General features: G+C 32.2%; 3 protein-coding genes. All 3 read left to right on the forward strand.

What is annotated here, in order from left to right; all coding sequences use genetic code 11:
* Positions 1-192: 192 nt before the first annotated feature.
* The gene (locus WBM60_RS17285) at positions 193-921 is read left to right on the forward strand and encodes a DUF6090 family protein (RefSeq protein ID WP_424259722.1); all 729 of its coding nucleotides are present in this window, start codon (positions 193-195) and stop codon (positions 919-921) included.
* A 221-nt stretch (positions 922-1,142) separates the two neighbouring features.
* Positions 1,143-1,916, forward strand: coding sequence for a DUF6090 family protein (locus WBM60_RS17290; protein WP_424283406.1), 774 nt, complete (start codon positions 1,143-1,145; stop codon positions 1,914-1,916).
* Between the two features lie 54 nt (positions 1,917-1,970).
* Positions 1,971-2,300 (forward strand): DUF6090 family protein (locus WBM60_RS17295; protein WP_424283407.1); only part of this gene is annotated, 330 nt, incomplete at its 3' end.

The raw sequence follows: 2,300 nt of genomic DNA on the forward strand, positions 1-2,300 counted from the left end.
CCACGTTTACAACTACGCCTATTTTCACTTCTTTTTGGTACATATTTACGTAAAATGAATATTGTTTGACTTTTGTAACTAGTCTCACGATTTCTACCAAAACGAATCAACCGTATTGAATATAGAAACATGATTTAATGTCATGTATAATAATTCCTTACCTTAGGAAGAACAACCAACCACCTCCTTTCTATGATCAATTTCTTTAGACGCATACGTAAGAAACTTGCAGACGATAACATGCCTTTGAAATACATGAGGTATGCTATTGGAGAAATTGTACTTGTAGTGATTGGAATTTTAATTGCATTATCAATTAACAATTGGAATGAAAACCGGAAATTAAGAAATCAAGAATTCAAAATATTGACTGAAATAAGGTCGAATTTAGAAACGACACTAGAAATTTTCGAAAGCGATACATTATTCAATCTAAAAACAATTCAACAATTCAATAAAATAAAAAGATACATAATTGAAGATTTACCTTATAACAAAGAGCTAGATAGCGCTTTCGGATATTTACAAAACTGGGCGAGTCCATATCCTATATTAACTGCATATAAAACGCTTCAATTAAAGGGCTTAGATATTATTTCAAACGAAAACCTAAGAACTGACATCAGCGACCTGTATGAATACGAATACAATTTGCTTAGTATGGATTATGACAAATCAGAATGGGAAATAATGCAAGCTGTCGTGTATCCTTTTGTATCTAAACATGTAAGAATATTCAAAGAAAATTCAAAACGACGTGCCAAGCCAAATGATTTTGAAAGTTTGAAGGAAAACGATGAGTTTCTTAATATTTTAGAAATGATAATTTCTAACCGAGAATCTGGTTTAATTAATTATAGATCTATCATGAAATCTATCAAAAAGCTAATAGATAACATTGATGCAGATATAAGTTCATGAAACTAGATAAAATAACGAAAGCACAACACCGTGGCTAAAAGCCACCAAGCTTCATACATCAACCACTACCTAAGTTTGTTTGAAACCCTTATAATCTCTTCACTAATCCTCCTTTGTACAATTTTTCCATAATATTCCTGGGTTATCTTTATACTGCTATGCCCTAACATTTACCTCCAAATCAATTATTTAAGTAAATTAGTAGAAACAACTAATAACCAATGATAAAATTCTTCAGAAAAATTCGCTATGACCTTATTGAGAAAAACAAAACTGGGAAGTATTTTAAATATGCTATTGGTGAGATTATTCTTGTGGTTATTGGAATTTTAAGTGCACTTCAGATTAATAATTGGAACGAACAGAGGAAAGAACGCATTCAAGAAAAAATATTCCTTAAGCGTTTTGAAGTTGAGTTAAACTCCAATCTAGAAAACATTTTGACCGCTATTTCTTTAAATAAAAGCCGTATTCATCGTGCTGAATTTTTGTTGAGGACGATAGATAAGCCACAGCTGGCCGTAGATTCTTCCAGTTACTTTATGAAAAGTATCGAACATGCTGGTTATACCAACATACCACTTATTTCCGACAATGCATTTGAAGAACTTAAATCCAGTGGAAATCTTTCTCTAATTAGTAATGAGGTTCTCAGGGAAGCACTTCAAAAATACTACTCTTGGACATCATACGAAGGGCAATATAATTTTCTCCAACAAGACATTCAGCTTAATTATTCTCACCTTAAACAGGGCATTTTTACAACAAGTCAAGTTATAGACATGGGCGATTATTATATTACCAAAAATTATAGTGCGATTGAGGCAAAAGAAACATTTGAACGCATGTTGAACAAACCCAAATTTTTGGAGTTCATACCCTATGTTATTCAAAACAAGTTGGGGGCTGAAAACAGTTATGACAATATCTATAATCAGGCCAAAGCCTTAATAATATTGCTTAAATCAGAATTAGACAAACTAAATGACGATTAAAATCTTCAGCAAAAGCCAATGATTAATTTCTTTAGAAAAATACGATACGACCTTATGGAAAAGAATAAAACAGGCAAGTATTTTAAATACGCTATCGGAGAAATTATCTTAGTGGTTATTGGGATATTGATTGCCTTGCAGATTAATAATTGGAATGAAGAAAGAAAGGAAAGATCAGATACTATTGCCTTACTCCAAAACACACAGATAAGTGTGAAGGAGGATATCGCTCAACTGAGATTTCAGATAGCGTTACTCGAAAAATTGTCCAAGAACACGTATTTGGCTTTGAAGGTCATTGAAAATGAAGAAACCCTGAATGCTAAAGACCAAATGATTCTGGATTCTGCTTTGATTAATTTGGGTAGGATGGGTGTTAATGCA

The organism is Eudoraea sp. (genome assembly GCF_049669105.1).
Classification (GTDB): Bacteria; Bacteroidota; Bacteroidia; order Flavobacteriales; family Flavobacteriaceae; genus Eudoraea.

Excerpts from the sequence above, each read along its gene's own strand:
- WBM60_RS17285 (WP_424259722.1), top strand. The coding sequence starts at position 193 with ATGATCAATTTCTTTAGACGCATACGTAAGAAACTTGCAGACGATAAC.
- WBM60_RS17290 (WP_424283406.1), top strand. The coding sequence starts at position 1,143 with ATGATAAAATTCTTCAGAAAAATTCGCTATGACCTTATTGAGAAAAAC.